The 16,936-nt window shown below is 68.5% G+C and carries 19 protein-coding genes and 1 pseudogene; 11 read left to right on the top strand and 9 right to left on the bottom strand.

The annotated features are described in order from the left end of the window. Window positions 1–2: 2 nt before the first annotated feature. The 3 genes from ACFYX3_RS24215 to ACFYX3_RS24205 form a co-directional block, all read right to left on the bottom strand. The gene (locus ACFYX3_RS24215; protein ID WP_389016898.1) at window positions 3–833 is read right to left on the bottom strand and encodes a hypothetical protein; all 831 of its coding nucleotides are present in this window, start codon (window positions 831–833) and stop codon (window positions 3–5) included. Between the two features lie 105 nt (window positions 834–938). Continuing rightward, window positions 939–1,577 carry a Crp/Fnr family transcriptional regulator gene (locus ACFYX3_RS24210; protein WP_389016894.1) on the bottom strand — a complete coding sequence of 213 codons (639 nt, stop codon included), beginning with the start codon at window positions 1,575–1,577 and terminating at the stop codon, window positions 939–941. Between the two features lie 63 nt (window positions 1,578–1,640). Beyond that, complete coding sequence (locus ACFYX3_RS24205; RefSeq protein ID WP_389016891.1) at window positions 1,641–2,108, bottom strand: hypothetical protein; 468 nt, start codon at window positions 2,106–2,108, stop codon at window positions 1,641–1,643. 156 nt (window positions 2,109–2,264) lie between these two features. Here ACFYX3_RS24205 and ACFYX3_RS24200 point away from each other — a divergent pair, with 156 nt between their 5' ends. Continuing rightward, window positions 2,265–2,741, top strand: coding sequence for a hypothetical protein (locus ACFYX3_RS24200; protein ID WP_389016888.1), 477 nt, complete (start codon window positions 2,265–2,267; stop codon window positions 2,739–2,741). Between the two features lie 89 nt (window positions 2,742–2,830). Here the strand turns inward: ACFYX3_RS24200 and ACFYX3_RS24195 are convergent, their stop codons facing one another. Together ACFYX3_RS24195 and ACFYX3_RS24190 are read right to left on the bottom strand one after the other, a co-directional pair. Continuing rightward, window positions 2,831–4,453 carry a serine/threonine-protein kinase gene (locus ACFYX3_RS24195; RefSeq protein ID WP_389016885.1) on the bottom strand — a complete coding sequence of 541 codons (1,623 nt, stop codon included), beginning with the start codon at window positions 4,451–4,453 and terminating at the stop codon, window positions 2,831–2,833. 228 nt (window positions 4,454–4,681) lie between these two features. After that, window positions 4,682–5,116, bottom strand: a complete 435-nt coding sequence (locus ACFYX3_RS24190; RefSeq protein WP_389016882.1) for a hypothetical protein — start codon at window positions 5,114–5,116, stop codon at window positions 4,682–4,684. A gap of 413 nt (window positions 5,117–5,529) precedes the next feature. Between ACFYX3_RS24190 and ACFYX3_RS24185 the strand changes: the two are divergent. The 3 genes and pseudogenes from ACFYX3_RS24185 to ACFYX3_RS24175 all read left to right on the top strand — a co-directional run. After that, window positions 5,530–5,693: pseudogene (locus ACFYX3_RS24185) on the top strand (ATP-binding protein); the annotation flags it as partial. Window positions 5,694–6,047: 354 nt separating this feature from the next. Beyond that, the gene (locus ACFYX3_RS24180) at window positions 6,048–7,511 is read left to right on the top strand and encodes a catalase (protein WP_389016879.1); all 1,464 of its coding nucleotides are present in this window, start codon (window positions 6,048–6,050) and stop codon (window positions 7,509–7,511) included. 91 nt (window positions 7,512–7,602) lie between these two features. Beyond that, a complete protein-coding gene (locus ACFYX3_RS24175; protein WP_389016876.1) occupies window positions 7,603–7,992 on the top strand; it encodes an ankyrin repeat domain-containing protein in 390 nt (129 codons plus the stop codon). A gap of 252 nt (window positions 7,993–8,244) precedes the next feature. Here the strand turns inward: ACFYX3_RS24175 and ACFYX3_RS24170 are convergent, their stop codons facing one another. The 3 genes from ACFYX3_RS24170 to ACFYX3_RS24160 form a co-directional block, all read right to left on the bottom strand. Beyond that, on the bottom strand, window positions 8,245–8,715 hold the full coding sequence (locus ACFYX3_RS24170) for an SsgA family sporulation/cell division regulator (protein WP_389016873.1): 471 nt from the start codon (window positions 8,713–8,715) through the stop codon (window positions 8,245–8,247). Window positions 8,716–8,933: 218 nt separating this feature from the next. Then, window positions 8,934–9,305, bottom strand: coding sequence for a hypothetical protein (locus tag ACFYX3_RS24165; RefSeq protein WP_389016869.1), 372 nt, complete (start codon window positions 9,303–9,305; stop codon window positions 8,934–8,936). 290 nt (window positions 9,306–9,595) lie between these two features. Continuing rightward, on the bottom strand, window positions 9,596–9,982 hold the full coding sequence (locus ACFYX3_RS24160; protein ID WP_389017479.1) for a DUF1304 family protein: 387 nt from the start codon (window positions 9,980–9,982) through the stop codon (window positions 9,596–9,598). A 211-nt stretch (window positions 9,983–10,193) separates the two neighbouring features. Here ACFYX3_RS24160 and ACFYX3_RS24155 point away from each other — a divergent pair, with 211 nt between their 5' ends. The 5 genes from ACFYX3_RS24155 (at window position 10,194) to ACFYX3_RS24135 (ending at window position 14,118) form a co-directional block, all read left to right on the top strand. Continuing rightward, window positions 10,194–10,547, top strand: a complete 354-nt coding sequence (locus tag ACFYX3_RS24155) for a hypothetical protein (RefSeq protein WP_389017497.1) — start codon at window positions 10,194–10,196, stop codon at window positions 10,545–10,547. A gap of 177 nt (window positions 10,548–10,724) precedes the next feature. Next, window positions 10,725–11,810, top strand: coding sequence for a hypothetical protein (locus tag ACFYX3_RS24150; RefSeq protein WP_389016866.1), 1,086 nt, complete (start codon window positions 10,725–10,727; stop codon window positions 11,808–11,810). 158 nt (window positions 11,811–11,968) lie between these two features. Then, on the top strand, window positions 11,969–12,163 hold the full coding sequence (locus tag ACFYX3_RS24145) for a hypothetical protein (protein WP_389016863.1): 195 nt from the start codon (window positions 11,969–11,971) through the stop codon (window positions 12,161–12,163). A gap of 291 nt (window positions 12,164–12,454) precedes the next feature. Next, entirely contained in the window at window positions 12,455–13,495 is a 1,041-nt protein-coding gene (locus tag ACFYX3_RS24140) for an alpha/beta fold hydrolase (protein ID WP_389016860.1), read from the top strand. Between the two features lie 440 nt (window positions 13,496–13,935). Continuing rightward, window positions 13,936–14,118: a hypothetical protein gene (locus ACFYX3_RS24135; RefSeq protein ID WP_389016857.1), complete on the top strand. Its 183-nt coding sequence runs from the start codon at window positions 13,936–13,938 to the stop codon at window positions 14,116–14,118. Window positions 14,119–14,473: 355 nt separating this feature from the next. Here the strand turns inward: ACFYX3_RS24135 and ACFYX3_RS24130 are convergent, their stop codons facing one another. Beyond that, on the bottom strand, window positions 14,474–14,710 hold the full coding sequence (locus ACFYX3_RS24130) for a hypothetical protein (RefSeq protein ID WP_389016854.1): 237 nt from the start codon (window positions 14,708–14,710) through the stop codon (window positions 14,474–14,476). 323 nt (window positions 14,711–15,033) lie between these two features. Between ACFYX3_RS24130 and ACFYX3_RS24125 the strand changes: the two genes are divergently transcribed. Together ACFYX3_RS24125 and ACFYX3_RS24120 are read left to right on the top strand one after the other, a co-directional pair. Next, window positions 15,034–16,080, top strand: a complete 1,047-nt coding sequence (locus tag ACFYX3_RS24125; RefSeq protein WP_389016851.1) for an aldo/keto reductase — start codon at window positions 15,034–15,036, stop codon at window positions 16,078–16,080. 74 nt (window positions 16,081–16,154) lie between these two features. Next, window positions 16,155–16,907 (top strand): SDR family NAD(P)-dependent oxidoreductase, encoded by a 753-nt coding sequence (locus tag ACFYX3_RS24120; RefSeq protein WP_389016848.1) that lies wholly within the window; start codon window positions 16,155–16,157, stop codon window positions 16,905–16,907. Window positions 16,908–16,936 lie beyond the last annotated feature (29 nt).

Genomic DNA, 16,936 nt, shown 5'->3' with positions numbered 1-16,936 from the left:
GGTCAGGCCCGTCCCCGGCCGATGCGCACGTCTCCGACGATCTGGTTGATGAGCGTCGGGTCGGTCATGGCACCGTTGATCTGGAAGGCGGGTGACGCGGCTCCCGCCGGCGCGGGCGACACGGCGGGCGGCACGTCCGTCCCGGGAGCCCGGGTGGCGCCGGGCGTTGCCTCGGCGGCCTTCGCGGACATCGCCAGGCCGAGGAGGTACGGGGTCAGCCCCGGCACGTAGAGCCGGCACCCCTCCTCGAAGTGCGGCTTCCCCTCGACCCGCGCCACCGCCGGCAGGAAGTGCTCCTCGGCCAGTTCCGTCGTCCGTCCCGCACGCACGGTGCGGCGGTAAGCCGGCTCCGAGAGGACGGCCGCCAGGAACCCGTTCTTCTGCTCTCCGGCGGCGGCCAGGGCCTGGCGGACGGCATCGCTGTCGAGGAGCCGGCACACTTCGTTGATGGAGTCGCCGCGGTGGTCGGGCAGGGTCAGCGGTCCGATGTGCACCGCGGCGCGCAGCCGGATCGACGGAGCGTCGGCCAGACGTCCCTGGTCGTACCGGACGAGTGCCGCGTGCAGGTGGCCGAGCAGCGGATCGATCAGCCGGGCGGTGTCCTTGGCCGGCAGTACGAAGATCGCGCCGTCGCCGGTGTCCTTGTACGCGCCGGGCACGGCCCGGGGGTCCTCGAAACCGCTCTGGGCCAGGACGGTCGTGAGGACGTCGTCCAGGTCCGACCGCACCGGCGCCATCCCGGCTTCCGGGATCTTGCTGTAGCCCTGCATGTCGACGGCCAGGAGCGCCTGCTCGGGCGGGACGTCGAGCGACGCGGACGGGAGAGGGGGCATGATGCCACCGACCTTTCGGTCAGGAGTGGGGAATCGGTTGCCCCATGTTCATCGGCCCGTCCGCGCCGTGGTGCCCACTACTGGGCACCATGCGGGTGTGCCCGGTCACTTCGCGCCGCGGGCCTGAGCCTCGATCGCCGCGATGTCATGGATCAACAGCCCACCGCCGGCGTCGGTCTCCAGCCACCCCCGCTCCCGCCACGGCTTGATCGCCGTACCGACAGCGTTGCGCGAGGCCCCGATCATCTGGGACAACTCGGCCTGCGTCAGGCGCACGACCAGCCCCGGCCGGCCCGCCGGGACCGCCCTGGCAAGCCGACTCAGAGCATTCGCCAGACGTACGGGAACACAGGCGGTGGCGAGTTCGAGCCGGACGGCCTCCCCCTCCCGGATCCGCGCGATCGCGTGTCTGAGCAGCGAGTTGACCAGCCCGTTCCCCTCGACGAACCGGAGGAAGTCGGCCGCGGGCACGAGATGGATCCGGCACACCTCCGCCGCGATCACCGAAGCCGAACGCGGCTTCGCGTCCAGAACCGCCAGCTCACCCAGCAACTCGCCCGCACCCCGTACCGACAACAGCGCCCGCTCCCCGTCGGAACCGGTCAGCGTGACGAGTGCCGATCCCTCCGCCAGCACGATCACGTGCGTACCGGGATCACCCTGCCGGAGCAGCACGCTGCGCGCCGGACGCACCCGCACCGGAGCCAGGTCACGCAACTGCGCCCACAGCCGCTCGCCCAGCACGGCTCTGTGTGGTTGATACATAACCCCCCAGACGTAGGAGCCCACTCGTGGGGAGGAATGGTTTCAGGGGGCGCAAAGAACGATCAACAGTCCCAATCCGGCCACGGCCAGCGCGGCGACGACGAGATCGACGGACCAGCGGACCGCACCGAACTTCCGCCGCGCGAGCCCCTCGAACACCGCCATCCGCCCGGCCTCCTGACGCATCAGGCCCTCAAGGTCGCCGCCGGCCTCCCACCCGAACCCGACTCTCCGGGGAAGAACGGGGCGCAGAGCCATGAGCGCCGCCCCCACGGCGGCCCCCAGCAGTACGGCCACGACGACCAGGACCGGCCCGACCGAACCGCCCGCCGGCGACGACACCCACACCCCCGCGACCAATGCCAGCAGTCCCCCGGCCACCCCGCACAGAGCCGTCGCCTTCGTATCCGCCCGCTGCACTTCCACGAACAGCTCGGCACTCCGCGCACGCAGCACCTCCAGCGAGGCCTCACCCTTGCGCGCGGCACTCCGACTCCACAGTGTCCCCACAGCGAACTCCTTTCGTCGACGGACGACTTCGAAGCCCACCCTCGCCCGCCGACCGTGCCGCTTCCGCCCTCTGCTGGGCAGAGACCACGAGCGCTTCCTCACACACGAGCGAAAAGCCCCGTGCGTCGGGGCGGGGGAGCCGGGCACCATGGCGGGGTGGCCGACCTGCTGTGGGATGACGTGAGCTGTTTCTTCGACCCGGACTCGATGGGGTCGCTGCCGGACGTGCGTGTCCCGGACGTCTCGGTGGAGGGCTGGCAGACGGTCCTCGACCTTGTGGTGGAGAAGGGCTGGAAGCACGAGTACGCGGAGGGGGAGACGGTGCTTCCGTTGCCCCGGGCGGAGGTCGTGCTGTCCCGTCCGGTGGACGCCGAGTGCCCGAACCTGCGGGTCTGGCCGTCTGCTGATGTGCTGGCGATCTTCCGTTTCCTCGATGACGAGGTGGTCGACTTCGACGTCGAGCTGCGGGAGCTGCAGGGGCAGGAACGACTCGATGTGTTGTGCGGCTTTCTCCGGGGGATCGGGCGGCGGTTGGGCAAGCCGGTGCTGATGGACGGGGAGGGTGCCTATGGCCATCCGATCCTCGGCTTCGATGTCGAGACCGATCGAGTCGCCCTCCTCATGGAGCCGTAGGCCAGGCGGCTCATCCGGATGTTTGGGGGAGAACGACGATCGCCTGAGCGCGGCGGTACCTGGCGTTGGGCCGGCGCGATGTGGTCCGGTCAGACCCGGCAGTTCATGTCGTTCGTGACCTCGCGATAGTTGGCGATCACGGGATTCGCCATGGATTCCCGGTAGATGACGACGACTCGTCCGTACGGCCAGTTGATGTCGGTGCGCAGTTTGTTGTTGCCGAGGGAGCAGCCGGTGAACATCATGCTGCGCGCGAGGTCGGTGGAGTCGCCGCCGTTCTCCCACACCGTCGTTGAGGGCCCAGCAGTGAGGAACATGGTCTGGGCTTCAGGGTTGAACGTCACCTGTACACCCCCGGACAGTCCCCATTCGTCGCGGAGGAACGCCTTGAGCTCCTCGTTGATGGCGGTGGCGATGCCCCGTTCGGATGCCGTCATGGCGTCGCGAGCGGCTGACCATTCCCCGAGGGTGGGCTCCGCGTAGTCGCTGCGGGTGTACGCCGGCTGCGGCTCGGCCGTCGGCGTGGTGACGGTGGGCGTGCTGACCGCGACGACCGTGGGTCCGGTACTCGTCGGCGTTGCGGGTACGGCGGCAGGAGTCGTAGCGGCTGAGGAAGAAGGCGATGGAGAGGAGGAAGCGGATGTTCTGACGGGCGCAGCGGCGATCGACGGCGTCTGCCGTTCCCGGACTGTGGACGCGTAGACGGCAGCGGCAGCGATGCTCAGGACGCTGATCGCCGTAGCGGCGATGAAACTGTATCTGCGGGCCTGTCCACTGGGCCGGTGCGCCGGCCACAGGTCCGCATGGGTGGGCGGCATGCTCCAGCGATCGGAGACCAGAACGTCGACCGAAGGGTGCACCGGATCGTGCCGTGGCAGAACCTGGGTGGTCTGATGCCCGAGGAACCCTGAGCATTCCTCGCTCAGAGACGGGGCGGTGGGCCGGTCGGCGGGCTCCTTCGACAGCGCATCCGCCACGAGGCGGGCGAGGTCCTCGGGCAGACCGGCCAGGTCAGGTTCCTGCGACAGCACACGGAAGGCGACCGTGTCCGGGGCCCCGGTACCGAAGGGGTGGCGGCCGGTCCCGGCGTAGGCGACGAGTGCGCCCCAGGCGAAGACGTCGGACTGCGGCCCGACGGCGCCAGTGCGGTACTGCTCGGGACTGATCCAGCCCGGGGTCCCGGTCAGCATGCCGGTGCGGGTGACCGCAGTCCCGCCGAAGGCGTGCGCGATGCCGAAGTCGAGCAGACGTGGACCGCTGGGGGAGAGGATCACGTTGCCCGGCTTGATGTCGCGGTGAATCACACCGGCCTCGTGGATCGACGTCAAGGCAGCGGCGGTGCCGGCGGCCAGCGCGTACAGCATCACGTCCTGGAGAGGACCGTGCGCGGATATGTGCTCCTGGAGCGTGGGGCCCGAGATGTAGGGCGTGGCCAGCCACGGACGTTCGGCATCACAGTCCGCCGCTACCACCGGCACGAGACACGGCCCGCTCACCCTGCTCGTCAGCGCCACCTCACGCCGGAACCGGGCACGGAACTCCTCGTCACCGGTCTGAGCGGGATGGACGACCTTCACCGCCAGACGATTACCGCCGGCGTCCAGGGCGGCATGGACCGTACCCATCCCCCCGACACCCAGACGGCCCACGATCCGGTACGGGCCGACACGAGCCGGGTCGCCGGGAAGTGCGGGGAGGATGCGGGCAGTCACGTGGGTTCCCTCTCAGGCCGGGCAGCTGGCGATGGATCTTACGTGCCACCGCCGAACAGACGAGCATCCGGTTCACACAGGCCGCGCACGGTGCTCTCCCCACATCGATGCCCCTGCCCCGAAGGCCGTGTCAGCAGTACGCATCCGATGCGAAGCGCAGGTACGCCCTATGCGCGAGGTGCTCAAGCCCGTGGCCGTCGGCCGCTTCCCGCGTCCGTGGGGGACCGGTTATCCGTGCAGTGCGGCGTTGGCTCTGGCGACGAAAGCGTCGCAGGCCTGCTGAGCCGCGCTGCCGCGCTGGAGCATGTCTGCCCTGTCGTCGGTCCGGATGATCGCGCTGGTGAGTTCCAGCACCGAGTTGGCCTGCTCGGCGAGCTGTTGTACAGCAGCCTGGTTGCTGATGAGCTTGAGACGGGACGCGCTGCTGCGTGTCTCCACGTAGAGGCGGTAGGACTCGGCCCGTGCGGCCGCCGCTTCCTCACTCAAGGGGTTGGCATCCTGGCTGGACCATCGGTCGTACTGCGCGCGGCGGTAGTCCTCGGCGAGGGCGACGAAGGCGGCACAGTTGTCGAACAGACGCTCTTGTAGCAGATGAGAGTGGGCGCGGGCCTCGGCTCGGCGGGCGGACCGCTCCTGGTAGTGGTGCGCGATGACAGATCCCAACAAGGTGCCTACCACTGCTATGGCACCGGCAATGATCCCCTCCACCGTCCTAGCGCATCATGTGGGAGTCCGGCCGCGTGAGCTGGCTTCCGGTCGTTTCTGCAGGTCGGAATTTCGTCGTCGTGACGCGGTTTCCCGAGCGCCGCCGGTCTCGTGCCCTGCCCTGCTGGGGCCGATGGGCCGATACCCGACTGACACAAATCCGCGCGCTCACGGACGCACGGACCTGACTTCTCGAACGCGGTCGTCTTCCAGGCTTCAGTAAGCACGCGGTGCTCGCGTGCGAACGAGCGTGGGAGGTGTCGTCATGGAGCCGTTTGGGACGCATGCGCGCGATGGAGTGGTCGGGGCAGGCAGGAAACGTGGATCGGGAGCCGGACGGTGCGGGTGTCCGCCGTCGCGGTCCTGATGGCCTGGTCCTCAACGCGCACCGCCACGGGGCGGCACCGGTGGAGTCACGGTCGACGGGACGACGATCGAAGTGCGCGACCACGGGCCCGGCTTCCCGGCGGACCTGCTCGCCCACGGGCCGCAGTGCTTCCGCACCGGGGCATCCGAGCGCGGCCACGGTCACGGCTCAAGTTCCTTACCGGGTTGCCCTGGAGGGACTTGCCGTCGGCAGCCCTGGGCCCAGTGGCTCGAAAACTGAGGCCGACGTCTCAGCCGGCTCTCGCGGCGTGCTCGATCACATCCATGTGAAGCAATTGCCGACGTCCGGTGATCGCTTCGCCCACACGGCTCGGGGTGACATCGCAGCGGCGCGCGATCAGCAACCGGTAGACACATGACTCCCTGGGGCACACCTTGACGTAAACATGTTCCAACATAGGATGTGTGCCGCAGCGAGCCGCAGGGTTGCTTGCAGGCACACTCGGCCGGCCAGGACCGCCATGTCTTGAACAGGCGAGGAAAACTCACCGAGGAGCGAGCTATGCCCGAGGACAATCAGAAGCCGTTGACCACGGCCGCCGGCGCACCGGTGCCCGACAACCAGAACTCCCTCACGTCCGGGCCGCGCGGACCGATGCTCCTGCAGGACGTGTGGTTCCTGGAGAAGCTCGCCCACTTCGACCGCGAGGTGATTCCCGAGCGTCGGATGCACGCCAAGGGCTCGGGCGCCTTCGGTACGTTCACCGTCACCCACGACATCACCCGGTACACGAGCGCGAACATCTTCTCCGAAGTGGGCAAGAAGACTCCGCTGTTCGCCCGGTTCTCCACCGTCGCGGGCGAGCGCGGCGCCGCCGACGCCGAGCGCGACATCCGTGGCTTCGCACTGAAGTTCTACACGGATGAGGGCAACTGGGACCTCGTGGGCAACAACACGCCGATCTTCTTCTTCCGCGACCCGCTGAAGTTCCCCGACCTCAACCACGCGGTGAAGCGCGACCCGCGCACCAACCTCCGCGACGCGGAGAACAACTGGGACTTCTGGACCCACCTCCCCGAGGCCCTGCACCAGGTCACGATCGTCATGTCGGACCGGGGCATCCCCGCCTCGTACCGGCACATGCACGGCTTCGGATCCCACACCTACAGCCTGGTCAACGCCGAAGGCGAGCGGTTCTGGATCAAGTTCCACCACCGCACCCAGCAGGGCATCAAGAACCTCACCGATGCCGAGGCCGAAGCGCTCATCGGCAAGGACCGGGAATCCCACCAGCGCGACCTCTTCGACTCCATCGAGAACGGCGACTTCCCGAGGTGGAAGCTGTTCATCCAGGTCATGCCGGAAGCCGACGCGGAGCACTACCGCTTCCACCCCTTCGACCTCACCAAGATCTGGTCGAAGAAGGACTACCCGCTGATCGAGGTCGGCGAGTGGGTACTCGACCGCAACCCCGACAACTACTTCGCGGACGTCGAGCAGGCCGCGTTCAGCCCCGCGAACGTCGTTCCGGGCATCGGCTTCTCACCCGACCGCATGCTCCAGGGCCGCCTCTTCTCCTACGGAGACGCCCAGCGCTACCGCCTCGGTGTCAATCACCACCAGATCCCCGTCAACGCTCCGAAGAACCCGGTGAACTCCTACCACCGCGACGGCGGCATGCGGGTCGACGGCAACCAGGGATCCACCCCGGGCATCGAACCCAACTCCTACGGCCGCTGGCAGGAACAGCCCGCCTACCGCGAGCCGAGCCAGGCCGTGGGTGCCGTCGCCGACCGCTTCGACTACCGCGCGGACGACGACAACCACTTCGAACAGCCCGGCGACCTGTTCCGCCTGATGACCCACGAACAGCAGCGGGCCCTGTTCGAGAACACGGCCCGCGCGATCGACGGAGCCTCCCGGCCGACCGTGGAACGGCACATCGCCAACTGCACCCAGGCCGACCCGGCCTACGGCGAAGGCGTCCGCAAGGCGATCGAGGCCCTGGCAGCCGGTCGCCTCTGACGCCGGACATCAGCCACCGGCCCGGCGCGAGCACCACACATGCCCGCGCCGGGCCGGCCCCGACCCGACCCGACCACGAGAAGGCGCGTACATGAAGAACCGCGGTGGTCTGACTCCGGAACAGACCCGGCGCGTCCTGGCCATCGCCGCGGACCTGGCCCGAACCGGCAGGACAGGTGAGCTCGAGGAGTTCGTGGAACACGGCCTCCCGGTCGATGCTGCCGACACGGCCGGCAACACCCTCCTGATGCTCGCCGCCTACCACGGGCACGCCGACACGGTACGCGCTCTACTCCGGCTCGGCGCCGACCCGGACCAGCGCAACGACCGGGATCAGGCACCCATCGCCGGAGCCCTGTTCAAAGGTGCTGACGTGGTGGTCGCGGTGCTGTACGAGGCAGGCGCGGACCTGGACCGAGGCACACCGACCGCGCGAGCCGCCGCGGCCCTGTTCGGCCGTACCCATCTGCTCGCCGGCTGATCCACGGTGGACTCGGCGGTGAGCCCTCGGGGCATGAGGTCGATCACCGCGAGGTGAGAGCCGGCCAGATCAGGAAAGGCGGAGCCGGTGTCCTGCAGGACACCGGACGGGCACAGACCTCGCATGACCGCCTCGAACAGCCGTCGTGCCCGTACGCGACCCTCCTCGCAGGCGTCGCCGACGCGCCACATGGGCCCCAGCTTCAAGAAGGCATCGTCGGCCGTTGTGGCCAGCGCGATGCTTTCGGCCGGTTCAGTCGGTTTGTGCCTCGGGGTCACGGAGCAGTGCCGTGGCTGCCGTGTCCCAGTCGAGCTCGGCGAGCTCGACGCCGGCGGGGACGAGCTGGTAGGTGCACTCCAGCCACTTGGCCAGTGGTGGCACAGGCAACTCGAAGAGAGCGGCCGCGTTGCCGGAGGTCAACTGGAGCCATGCGGTGGTCCTCTCCTTCAAGCCGGATGGCCACATCTGGATGCTGCCCAGCCCGCTCATCGAGTAGAGCCCCTGCTGAAGGAGGTCGCGGCCGATCCGCCAATGGACGCTCAAGCCACCTTCGACGACGAACTGGACAGACACGGCCCAGGGAGCATCCGGTGCGAACCGGAACTCCGCCCTGACGTCCTGTCGGCTCGCGAGGGTCAGCACGCGTTCGATGTTCAAGGTGAGGTGAAGGGGGCTGCCCACCGTGCTCCGGCGGGCCTGCACTCCGGATCGTTCGCCGCTCATCTACGGATGGGTCCTTCTCTGTGATCGGGCGGAGCCTGCTCCGGGTCACTCTGTCCGCTGCGAGGGCGTCGTGCATAAGTAACTTGACCGTCAAACGTCCTGCGGGTCCTGCCGCTCGCTCGACACCGCCGAGCTTCCGGCTGTTCGGAGGCAAGGGCATCGTCACCGCCGGAACCCGGCTGAGATCCGTACGGTCCACACCATCGGCCGTACGGATCTCAGCGGGGAATGATCCGCGGATGGGCGGCAGCCACTGCACCTGTGGCCGCTCGGAAGAACGGCATGAGCACGCAGAGCAGCCGTGATCGGCGACCGTACCGGTCGCTCGCGGCCACCGGCGCCTGGCAGACGATCGAGGTCCTGACCCACACGACGAGCGCCACCTCGATCCGGTCCAGGTGGTGATCTCCGCGGCGGCTGTGGAACGCGATCTGGAACTGGAAATCCGATGCGTAATTTCCGTTCGAGCAGGGTTGGACTCTTCCCTGGCCGATTGTCTGGGTTGCCGCGGTGCTCTTGGTGGCATCTGCGACGAGAGCGCCCGGTGAAAGGGGCACGGCTGCGGCACTGCATCCCAGAGCCTTCTTCATTTTTTGCAGAGGGCTATGGGGCTGCGCAGAACCCGGCGACTGTCGAAAAATCTAGAAGGTGTGCGAGGGTTCCGCAAGAGGGGTCAGGAGTACGAAATACGAACGGCTTGGGTTCATGACGATTCGGCAAATTCGGTCAGGATCGTTTTCCGGCCATCATCATGAACGCCATGAACCGGACGGTCGATCGCAACCGTTTCCCCGGTGTCCGCCCCGGACGCGGCGGGCGGGAATGCGGCGCCCGCGCGGCGGCGCCGTCGACGAATGGAGGTGCGATGACGGAGGGGACCTCAAGCCTCGGGAGACGGGGATCGCCGGCCGGCGGACTCACGGTGGTGGCCGGAGCGGGGGCGAGTTCTGGACTTCCCCGAGGTCGTGAAGAGGGCACCCGTGCCTCCAGGTCGGGTCCATGACGACCCCGCCGTGCACGAACTGACGCTGTCCGCCCTCGACAACCCGCGCGTCGACAGCTGACCGGCTCTCAGTGGGCCGCCAGCACCAGCGCCAGAGCGACGAGCGCCAGGACGGTCTGCACGAACGGAATCCTGACAGCTGGAGGTCATGGCGCCGTACACCCCTGCCACGGAGACGCACGCCAGGAAGAACGCCTTCACCTGGAACCCGACGGGGTCGGACGCCACCGCACCCCACACCAGGCCGGCGGCGAGGATCGACATGGCGGCAGCAACGTAGACCTGATCGTCGAACGTTCCGTACCCCCCCTTTTTTTGAAGGTCTTCACCTCGGCCGCATGAACCGGAGCAATTGAAACTTCGTTGGCCCGGTTCGGCATTGCCCTCCAATGTCCGCATATTTATCGTGATCCGGTCGATTCGATTAATCGGCCTCAGGCGTAATGAATGACGAAAGGGAGTCATTGTGAATCCGATGAAGAAGGTCATGACCGGTGCCGGTCTGGCGCTGGCGGCGGGCTCGCTCGTCGCCTCGTCCGCGGCGACCGCTTCCGCCGCGCCGGCAGGCGGCGCCATCCAGTTGTGCACGCAGAGTTACCTCAGTGGGCCCTGTACGTACGAGAGCTCTTCCGTCCCCAACATGTCGTGGGCCAGTGAGGGGAACTTCCAGGACGACATCTCCTCCATCAGGAACTACTCGGGGAGCAAGTGGTGCTTCTGGACCGACAACGGCTACTCCGGAATCAAGGGGGAGTTCCAGAACAACTACACCTGGAACACCCTGAGTTATCCGTACGAGAACTCCATTTCGTCGGGTCGCCCCTGCTGACCTGACCGGCAGACCTCCGCCGGTCGAGGTGGCGCGGCGCTGTGTGACCTCCGGATCCACGGAGGTCACACAGCGCGCGCGACCACAGCGGACCGGCGTCACCCTCTCCCGTCGCCGAAGCCCGAACCTCCGGAGAACCTGAATCCACATGTGTGTCGTTCCTGAGAGCAGGCGTCCATGAGATGGCTGCGCCGCCCCACGCCGGCAGGTGCCGTGCTGCTCGCCCTCCTGCTGTCGGGAGCCGCCGCTTGCGGCGGCCCGGACCAGAAAGGCGCCGCGGCCGCCACGACCGACCCCGGTCCACAGCACGAGCTCACGTACAACCTGAAGAAGCTGCTTGCGCGAGAGGGCGTGACGCGGGCCGCGAAGACTCCGGTTGCCCAGGGAACCTCGTCGGCCACGACCGCTCTCGACCTGAAGAGCGGTACGGGAGACGTGCGCGTCCAGGTCATCGTCAACCGGCTTCCGGTCCCGGTCTCCCCGCTGTACTCGGACTGTCCTGACGGCGCACTCCATCCGTACAGCACCTGCACGGTCAGGAAACACCGCGGCGCCGACCTGGCACTGGACAGGTCGCCGGTCGACGAGTCCGCACCCGCCGGCGCACAACGCTGGACGGCCGCCCTCACGTTCGCCGACGGCCGGCAGGTCGTGGTGACGGAGGCCCCCGCCGACCGTGCGCGGGGCAGGGCGGTCACGGGCCCGGGGCTGCCGCTGACGTTGCAGGAACTCGGCGACACGGCCGGATCGCCCACCTGGGACCCGTTCCTGGCCTCCCTCTCCCAGCCGGACAGCCGGCCTGATCTCCAGGTGAACCAGACAGCACCGGCCCGGCGGATCACCGAGACCCTGACCGGGCTGCTTCCCGGAGCACTGAAGGTCGCCGACCAGGGAGGTCAGCCCGGATACGGCCACGTCACCGTGGACGACGGACGCGGCAAGTGCCTGGTCGCGGTGACCGTACAGAGGTGGAAACCCGGTGACTCCACCATCGAGGACCTCTTCTCCGCAGCGGCGCGACTCCCGGACGGCACGCGCATCACGACCAGTCGCTCAGCGACGAAGAACGGTGGCAAGGGTGCGGTCGAGTGGCGGGCCGACCTGCTGAGCCGGGACGGTCTGCGGGTGGTGGTCAGCGAACTCAACGCCAGGGCCTACCTGCTGCCGGCCACACGCACCACACCGGGGGTGAGCCTGGACCGACTGACCGACCTGGTGCGCAGCAGCGCGTGGCGCAAGGTGGCAGGCGCGGCCCGTCCCTGACATCGCCCGGGTGGTGAAAGCCGGCTCCGGCAAACCCGTGCCCGGGCACGGACACACATGATGCGTAACCGGCTTGACTGGTGACGAGTGAAGAGGCAAGCTGTTGTTCGTCCGGACATCAGGACACGATCACTGATCGACAGAAGGGGAGACGGACCATGGACAAGGGAGTCACGGCGGACGCTGCGGCGGCGGTCCGACAGGCGCGATTCGGCACGCTCCCGGAGCGGATCCGCTTCGAGGACATGGTCGAGGGCGCCGACATCGACCCGGACTCCAAGGGCAGGTCCACGTACAACCCTGAAGCCTCGTGGAACCACTTCTCGTGCGTGGCCGCCGACCTGGCCCTCTGAGCCCCGGCCGACACGACCGGAGCAGCCGATACGCGACCTCTACCCGAAGGGTGAAACATGGAGAAGGACCTCTGTGTCCCCGCGCGGACGAGGAAGGACCGGAAACCACTCCATGCCCCTCGGCGCCGGAAGAACCGTGACGACCGACGTGAGCCGAGCGGGGAGGACGGCATGCCCGTACGCCTTCTGGCGACCATGATCCATCTCAGTCTCTTCTTCTGACTCCCGCGGGGCGGCTCGTCCTGGGCGTACGCGCGCACGAACATGTCTCGAGTCGACGAGAGGGATGACGTGATCAGCAGACGCAGAGCGGCCCGGGCCGTGGCCGCAGGCACGGTCGGACTTTCCGGCGCGGCTCGGGCAACAGCCCTGGCCCAAGGATCGCCCTCCGCGGCTTCGTCCGGAGGAAGGGAGACACGGACACATCAGGGGCTGGGGCCGGTACGCCACGTGCGCACCGACCTCTTGGATGTCGCCTACCACGATGTCGGCCCGGCCCACGGTACGCCGACGGTCCTTCTGCACGGCTGGCCCTTCAGCCCCGTGGGTTCCTACGCTCAGGTGGCACCGGCACTCGCCGCCCGCGGCTTTCGGTGCTACGTCCCCTACCTGCGCGGCCACGGCGACACCACCTTCCGTCGCAGCGACACCTTCCGCTCCGGAGAGCAGGCCGCGCTGGGCGCGGACCTGATCGCGTTCATGGACACGCTCGGGATCCGGCAGGCCCTGTACGCCGGATACGACTGGGGCGGGCGTGCCGCCAACGTCGCCGCGGCGCTCTGGCCCCACCGCTGCTCCGGCCTGGTGTCCGTGAACGGCTACCTCATCCAGAACCTCGATCTCGCGGAAGAGCCCCTCGCGCCGTCCGTCGAGTCGGGGTACTGGTACTTCTTCTACTTCCTCACGGAGCGGGGCAAGAAGGGCCTGACGAACAACAGGAACGATCTGGCCCGAGTCGTCTGGCACCGCAACTCTCCCGAATGGCAGTTCACCGAGGCGGAGTTCGCGCAGGCCGCGGAGCTGTGGACCAACCCCGACTACGTCGACGTCGTCCTGCACAGCTACCGTCACCGGTTGGGCGCCGCTCCCGGTGAGCCCCGCTACGCGAGACTGGAGCGCCGGCTGCTGGAGCAGCCGAAGATCACCGCACCGACCGTCACACTGGACGGGAAGGCGGACGGTGTGACGCCCTGGACCGACGGAAGTTCCTACGCGTCGCACTATGCCGGACCTTGGACGCACCATGTGGTGGACGGCGTAGGCCACAACCTCCCTCAGGAGCGACCGGAGGCCTTCACCGCCGCGGTCCTGGAGGTCCACGGCATGCGGTGACCCCGACCGGACCCGTACACGCCCTCATCCAGCCGGATGTGTCCAGACACTCGGATCAACGCTCGGGCACGGCCGCGCGGTCGTCCTGATCGACGGTGAGGCGGGCATCGGCAAGACCAGGCTGCTGCGGGAGTTCCCGGCGTCCCGGGCCGAGCGCGCGTTCACCCCTCTGAGGCCTTTCACGCGCGTGGCGCATCACATGACAGCCGAGATGACCATCCGCCTGGCCGAAGGCCCTCCGGTCACGTTCTGACAGCTGACACGTGTGCCGGGATGCTGAGATCCTTTGGAGAGCGGGGCAAGTTCGTGGCGGGCCGCTGCGTTCACCCGACGCCGAGCCGTCGACGGACCGGCGACCGCCGGCGGAGTCCGTTCTGCCGTGTGGCGCAGCCGACCGGCGGACTCGCCCCACGAGCCGCCGTACTGGGGAGGGGAGTCCCGTGTACGTTCTGGTCCCCGACCTGGAAATGTTGAGCCGGGTCAGGCTCCCGGAAGCGGCCCGCTCCGTGGCCCTGCCCGCCGAGGAGGAGAGGGAGTACCGGCGTTTCTGCGAGGGCATCGTCACCATTCTCGGCTCGGGCGACACCTTCACCTATCGCAGCCATCGGGCCATGTACTTCTGAGAACCGTCGAGACACCTGTTGTCTCTCCGAGCACGATGTGCTGAACCTTTCGACTGGCCGCTTCGTCCTTCCAGTGGAGGCTCCGTCGCTGTACACGCGGGCGGCGGGCCGGGACGGCACTCCGGGGTCCACCCGCCCAGGTGGCAAGGAGCCGTCCCTCGCGCCGACGGCCCGAGTCCCACCTCTGGGCCGTCGGCGCGATCTGGGAGCGGGCCCCCGAAACGGCGCCCGGCTCAGAGGGCATCTGATCGACGTTCATGCGGCCGCGTGGGGATGTCCGTTTCGATTCCCCAGGTTGGTGCAGATTCTCCGGTGAGTTCGCGGCTCATCCTGTCAGCCGTAGCCCCCTGCTCGCTCACCAGCCGCTTGGGCAGCGGCTGGAATCCCTTCGCTCCCTGGCCTGGTGTCCGCGAACCAGCCGCCGGCGCCGACCGTGACGACCGCGACCTGGGCCGCCGATGCTGTCCGGAGCCCAGGTGTTGCCCGCCGACGTGACGAAGAGGGTGCCGGTCTCGACGCTCAGGCGGTTCACCACCACGCTCTCGAGGCCCGTCCCGTCGGACGGTGTGGGGGCGCTCAGGATCAGGAACATGTCAGCGAAATACGTTCACCGTACGGACGTCCTGGCACCGGCCGGGCTCCGTGGGCGGCGGCTTCGACGTGCCTCAGCGGTGAGGGCGGTGCGGCTGCTCAGCACTTGTTGCGTACACGTGTGTGTTTCTGACACGTGCAGCGCTGACCGGCTGCCTCGTACCCCTGCCTCCTTGACACACGGGTTCATTGATGTGGCCTGCGTCACTCCGAGGTGCCTGAAGTGGACAAGAGGCCAGTGGTCCTTTAATTTGAAGTGCATAAGGTTCCAGTGGCCTCTTAAGGGGGCTCGGGCAGAATCCAGGAAGCAGGGTGGTTCAGGCCATGAAGGAAGACCTCGCAGCCGTAGCCCGTACGCCGCTCGGCGGCTCTGGTATCTCGGTGCGGCCGGTCGGCCTGGGACTCATGGGGATGTCGCAGTTCTACGGAGCGGCGGACCCGGACGCCTCGGTCACCACCATCCGCGACGCGATCGACCTGGGTGTCGAGCTGTTCGACACCTCGGACTACTACGGGGCGAGCAGCGCCACCCCGGGACGGCCGGTGGCCGGCTTCGGTCACAACGAGGAACTGCTCGGGCGGGCCCTGCGGGGCCGCAGGGCCAAGGCGGTGGTGGCGACCAAGTTCTCCGCCCGCCCCACCCCCGAGGGCCGCAGCTTCTTCGACGGCCGGCCCGAGTACGTGAAGGCCGCCTGCGAGGCCAGCCTGCGGCGGCTCGGAACGGACCGGATCGACCTCTACTACTACCACCGGCTCGATCCAGCCGTCCCCGTCGAGGACACCGTGGGCGCCATGGCCGAACTGGTCGCCGACGGCAAGGTCCGCGCGATCGGCCTGAGCGAGGTCAGCGCGGAGATCCTGCGGCGCGCACACGCCGTCCACCCCGTGGCAGCCCTCCAGAGCGAGTACTCGCTGTGGGAGCGCGGCGTCGAGGCCGAGGTGCTGCCCGAGTGCCGCCGCCTGGGAATCACCCTCGTGCCCTACAGCCCCCTGGGGCGCGGCATGCTCACCGGAGCCTTCCGGCTCGGCGCCGAGTTCGACAGCGACGACTTCCGTTCGACCCTCCCCAAGTTCCAAGGCGAGAACTTCGAGCAGAACCTGCGGCTGGTCGAAGAGCTCGAGCGGTACGCCGAGGGCATCGGTGCGACCGCCGGCCAGGTCGCTCTCGCCTGGCTGCTGGCCCGCCACCACGACATCGTCCCGATCCCCGGCTCCAAGCGTCAGGCCTACGTCCGCGCGAACCTGGCGGCCGCCTCGGTCCGCCTCAGCGCCGACGACGTGGCCCGCCTGGACGCCCTCTTCGACCCCGCGCGGGTCAAGGGCGGCCGGTACGGAGCCCTCAACGTCCGGGCGAGCGACACCGGCAAGTGAGGCACCGGCGGTCGCCCGGCCCCCCCCCGGCTCACACCACAGACGTGCAGAACGACACAGCGAAGGAGCTTCTGATGAACTACGACGACCAGTTCGCAGGCAGGACCGCACTCGTGACCGGTGCCGGCAGCGGCATCGGGTCCGCCATCGCCCGGCTGCTCGCCGCCCGCGGCGCCAACGTCACGCTCGTGGGCCGTTCGCCGGAACCGCTGCAGGAGCTCGCCGACGAGATCGACAAGGCAGGCGGAAACGCGCTCGCGGTCGCCGGTGACGTCAGCGACCCCCGTGCGGTCGAGCACGCCGTCGCCGAGACCGTCCGCCACTTCGGCGCTCTGCACCTGGCCGTGAACAACGCGGGCACGTCCAGCGTCCACCACGATGTTCCCGACCTCCCCGAGGAGGAGTGGAACAAGACCCTCGGGATCAACCTCTCCGGCGTCTTCTACGGACTGAAGTACCAGATCCCGGCGATCCGGGCGGCCGGCGGCGGCGCCATCGTCAACATCTCCAGCGTCTTCGCCGACCGCGGACTGTCCCACCGCGCCGCCTACAGCGCGAGCAAGCACGGCCTTCGCGGCCTGACCCGAGCCGCCGCCGCGGACTGGGCCCAGCACGGCATCCGGATCAACGAGCTCCAGCCCGGTGTCATCCCCGTCCCCCGCCAGCAGGGCAACCCGGAGGAGGTCGCGAAGATCGCCGAGAAGATCCCGGCCCGTCGTCTGGGTACCGGCGAGGAAATCGCGAAGGCGGTCGCGTTCCTGCTCTCCGACGAGGCGTCCTACGTCACCGGCGCCCACCTCGCGGTCGACGGCGGCTTCCTCATCTGAGGACCCTCCCCGCGTACCGAGCCGCCTGG

Origin of the sequence: Streptomyces sp. NPDC002463 (genome assembly GCF_042889835.1) — a bacterium.
Lineage (GTDB): Bacteria > Actinomycetota > Actinomycetes > Streptomycetales > Streptomycetaceae > Streptomyces > Streptomyces nymphaeiformis.
Note: the sequence above shows the minus strand (reverse complement) of the source record. Positions and strands in the feature narration are given on the sequence as shown.